Below are 4,818 nucleotides of genomic sequence, written 5' to 3'. Positions count from 1 at the left end.
GATTTCTTATGAAATATTTTCGGATTGGGACAATTTTAAAAGAGGCCTAATGGGAGAAAAGGAACAGGTTGATTCAAAAAATTAAGATTTTATCTGTTTTTTAGATAGGGTTAATTCAATCAGAAGAGCTTTTGATGATTATTACAAAAAAAGGAGAGCCTTACAGCTCTCCCCAAAACCAAAAAACAAACTACTTAACTTAAATAACTACTCTGTTCAACCATGAAAAGAGTACTACTTTATTTGCTTCAATTATTAACTATACGAATAACGTGCCAAGAAATTAAAAGCCTTGAAAATCAATTGAAATAAATAAATGGAGGTAGTTTGTTTAGAAAGGTTGTTCTAAAACCGAACAATTATCGGTCGAATTCGAACAAAGTATTTCAATATTATGGTGGGGAGAATAAAGAATTTTATAACTTTTCCATAGCTTCACTTAGACTTTCCATCATTTCCTCGAAACGAAGTAAAGCTTTTTGCATAAAGGTTTCATTTTCTATAAGGCTTCGGATTTCTTCATCACCACTCACATCAAATTCACTAATCTTAAAAGTTTGCTCAATGGGACCCCGCTCTAATTTAATCAGATATTTATTGTTCCAGGAAAATATGGTGATCTTACAATTGGGATGTTCGAATTCGTCAACTACACGCATTTTTTTAATTTGAAATTGAGAATTAAGAATTACGAATTACGAGTAAGGAGTTAGTAGTTATATCTTGCCATGCAGATTTAAAAGACTCGAAATGTCGTAACTCTTAATTTGTAATTATTTTATCTCACATTTAAAGTTAATGTTCACTCCACCAAGGCTAGCTTCAACAGAACAGTATTTTTCCAAGGCTAATTTGGTTAGTTTTTCAAACTCTTCCAAAGTCGCATCAGGAGAAGTAAGAGTGAATGTTAATGAAATGTCAGTAAAAGACCGGGGAATTTCATCACGTCTTACACCTTCTGTGGTGATATTTAAATCCGTAACGGTCTTTTTTCTTTTCTTAAGCATTTGGACAAGGTCAACAGCAGAACAGGCACCCAAAGCTGATAAAAGCAACTCCATAGGAGATTGAGCTTGCTTTTTCTCTTTGGGATACATGTCTATTTTTACTTTATTGCCGCTTTCATTTTCGGCTTCAAATTCATAATCATCGACAAAGCGGGTGGTTACAATCATAATGTTATTGTTTTTGATGAAAAAATGGAATCCTTGACATGGCAAAGGTAAAAGGTTCCCCTTAATCAATAAAAATAATTACGAATTAAGAGCTAGAATGATCTGGAATTATCAATTGTCTTAATATCTAGTTACTTCCTAATTCGTAATGTGCCTAATTGCCTACATATTTCTTCTGTACTGTCCTCCTACTTCGAACATAGCCTGAGTAATTTGACCTAAGGAGCAATATTTGGTTACTTCCATTAGTTTTTCAAACACATTTCGGTTATGAATAGCTGCCTCCTGAAGTTCTTTCAATAATTCCTGCGCTTTATCTTCATAGGTATTATGAAGGTTCTCCAGCATATGAATCTGATATTCTTTTTCTTCCTTAGTTGCCCGGATGACTTCTCCCGGTATGACAGTAGGAGATCCTTTGGAGGAAAGGAAAGTATTTACTCCAATAATCGGATATTTACCACTGTGTTTCAGTGTTTCGTAATACAGACTTTCTTCTTGAATTTTTCCTCTCTGGTACATGGTTTCCATTGCACCTAAAACTCCACCTCTTTCAGTAATTCTGTCAAATTCTGTTAGAACAGCTTCCTCCACTAAATCTGTAAGTTCTTCAATAATAAATGAGCCCTGCAATGGATTTTCATTTTTGGCAAGTCCTAATTCTTTGTTAATAATCAATTGGATAGCCATAGCACGTCTTACGGAATCTTCGGTAGGGGTAGTGATGGCTTCGTCATAAGCATTGGTATGAAGAGAATTACAGTTGTCATATATCGCATACAGTGCCTGTAAGGTAGTTCTGATATCATTAAAATCAATCTCCTGGGCATGTAAGGATCTCCCAGAGGTTTGGATATGGTATTTTAGCATCTGAGAACGAGCATTGGCACCATATTTATTTTTCATGGCTTTGGCCCAAATCCTTCTTGCTACTCGTCCAATTACAGCGTATTCAGGATCAATTCCATTGGAGAAGAAAAAGGATAAGTTAGGAGCAAACTTATTGATGTCCATTCCTCTAGAGAGGTAATACTCTACATAAGTAAATCCGTTGGCCAGGGTTAAGGCCAATTGGGTAATAGGGTTGGCACCTGCTTCCGCAATATGATATCCAGAGATAGAAACAGAGTAAAAGTTACGAACATTTTGGTTGATAAAATATTCTTGAACATCTCCCATCAGACGAAGTGCAAATTCTGTTGAGAAAATACAAGTATTTTGAGCCTGATCTTCTTTTAAAATGTCCGCCTGTACCGTCCCTCGAACTTTTGATAAGGTTTCTGCTTTTATTTTTTCGTAGACTTCCTTAGGAAGCACCTGATCTCCGGTGACACCTAGTAACATCAATCCCAGTCCATCATTTCCTTCAGGGAGGTCACCTTGATAGGTCGGTCTATTTTTACCTTTTTTAGAATAGATGGCTTTAATTTTATTCTCCACCTCTTCTTCTAGTTGATGCTCCTTAATGTATAATTCACATTGCTGGTCAATGGCGGCATTCATGAAAAAGCCAGTGAGCATAGGTGCAGGCCCGTTGATGGTCATGGATACCGAGGTTTTCGCATCTGCCAGGTTAAACCCAGAATAAAGTTTTTTGGCATCATCCAAACAACAGATTGAGACCCCTGAATTACCGATTTTACCGTAAATATCAGGCCTGAAATCTGGGTCATTTCCGTACAATGTCACAGAATCGAAAGCAGTTGACAACCGCTTAGCTGGCATTCCCTTACTAACATAGTGGAACCTTCGGTTGGTTCTTTCTGGACCTCCTTCACCGGCAAACATACGGGTAGGATCTTCTCCTTCTCTTTTGAATGGGAATACTCCGGCGGTAAAAGGAAACTCACCAGGTACATTTTCCTGTAAATTCCATTTTAAAAGATCACCCCAAGCCTCATATTTGGGTAGGCTTACCTTAGGAATAGGGGTGTGAGATAAAGATTTGGTGTGGGTTTCCACTTTAATTTCTTTATTTCGAACCTTAAAGGAAAAATAGGGATCTTTGTAATTCTTTACTTTTTCCGACCATTGTTCAATGATCTGTTGATTATGAGGTGAAAGGTCTAAAGCTACTTTCGCATAAGTACCTTCTAATTGCTGGATCAGGTTTTCCTTATTCTCCACATCCGTTTCTTCTAATGTTTGAATGGATTTACGGATGCTATATAATTTTTGGGCGATTTCCTTTTGTTTCTCTACCCAGTTATCATAATTTCGGTTATTTTCTGATATTTCTGATAAATAGCGGGTTCTGTCCGGAGGAATGATGTAGATTTTTTCAGACATTTCTTTAGAAATCTCAAAGGAAGAATCCAGTTCTGCCCCTACTTTTTCCACCAATTTTTTCATTAACGCCACGTAAAGCGTATTCATACCCGGATCATTAAACTGAGAGGCAATCGTTCCAAAAACTGGTAAATCGTTCTCATTGGTCTCCCAAAGGTTATGATTCCTTACATATTGTTTCTTTACATCTCTCAATGCATCCAAAGCCCCTCTTTTATCAAATTTATTTAGAGCAATGACATCTGCAAAATCAAGCATGTCGATTTTTTCTAACTGAGAGGCCGCGCCGTATTCTGGAGTCATGACATATAAAGATACATCTGAATGTTCTACAATTTCTGTATCCGATTGTCCAATTCCTGAGGTTTCTAAAATGATCAGATCAAATTGGGAGGCTTTTAAAACGTCAATTGCATCTTGCACATGACGAGATAAGGCCAAATTTGATTGCCGAGTAGCAAGGGATCGCATGTAAACCCTTGGGTTATTAATTGCATTCATTCGGATCCTATCACCTAGAAGGGCACCACCTGTTTTTCTTTTGGAAGGGTCTACTGAAACTATGGCTATGGTTTTGTCCTTAAAATCATGGATAAATCGACGGACTAATTCATCCACGAGGGATGATTTACCTGCACCACCTGTTCCGGTAATACCTAATACCGGTGTCTTACTTTTTCCTAAATATTTTCGGACTTTCTCAAATTGCTTATTCGACTCTTCGGGAAAGTTTTCTGCTGCGGAAATTAATCTACTGAGGTGATTTGGATTTCTTTCTTCTAATTTATTCGCCTCCTCTTTTAATCCTTTTCCAGTAGGGAAATCACTGTTTTTGACCAGGTCATTGATCATGCCTTGAAGACCTAATTCTCTACCATCATCAGGAGAATAGATTCGGGAGATTCCATAATTGTGTAATTCTTCAATTTCTTCTGGAAGAATGGTTCCTCCACCTCCACCGAAAATTTTTATATGATCCCCTCCTTTTTCTTTTAGTAAGTCATACATGTATTTGAAGAATTCCACATGTCCACCTTGATAAGATGTAATGGCAATGGCTTGTGCATCTTCTTCAATTGCGCAGTCTACAATTTCCTGAACGGACCGGTCATGTCCCAAATGAATAACCTCACAGCCTGTGGCCTGTATGATTCTTCTCATAATATTTATTGCCGCATCATGACCGTCAAATAAGGAGGCTGCTGTAACAATCCGTATATGATTTTTAGGTGTATATTTTTCTAGTTTTACCTCTGACATGCTCTTTAATAGTTTCCCTCGCAAAAAAATATTTTAGTAAATCGAAAGGAACCCACAATTTTTTAATCTTTACCTTTAAATCTTTCTTTCTGTT

At 37.0% G+C, this 4,818-nt stretch carries 3 protein-coding genes; all 3 read right to left on the bottom strand.

Annotation, left to right across the window (positions count from 1 at the left end):
• Nucleotides 1-416: 416 nt before the first annotated feature.
• Entirely contained in the window at nucleotides 417-659 is a 243-nt protein-coding gene (locus E1171_RS06915) for a hypothetical protein (protein WP_155205279.1), read from the bottom strand.
• Nucleotides 660-773: 114 nt separating this feature from the next.
• On the bottom strand, nucleotides 774-1,175 hold the full coding sequence (locus E1171_RS06910; protein WP_155205278.1) for an OsmC family protein: 402 nt from the start codon (nucleotides 1,173-1,175) through the stop codon (nucleotides 774-776).
• Nucleotides 1,176-1,337: 162 nt separating this feature from the next.
• Nucleotides 1,338-4,724, bottom strand: coding sequence for a methylmalonyl-CoA mutase family protein (locus E1171_RS06905; protein WP_155205277.1), 3,387 nt, complete (start codon nucleotides 4,722-4,724; stop codon nucleotides 1,338-1,340).
• Nucleotides 4,725-4,818: the final 94 nt, after the last annotated feature.

Origin of the sequence: Xanthovirga aplysinae (assembly GCF_009711365.1) — a bacterium.
Lineage (GTDB): Bacteria > Bacteroidota > Bacteroidia > Cytophagales > Cyclobacteriaceae > Xanthovirga > Xanthovirga aplysinae.
Note: the sequence above shows the minus strand (reverse complement) of the source record. Positions and strands in the feature narration are given on the sequence as shown.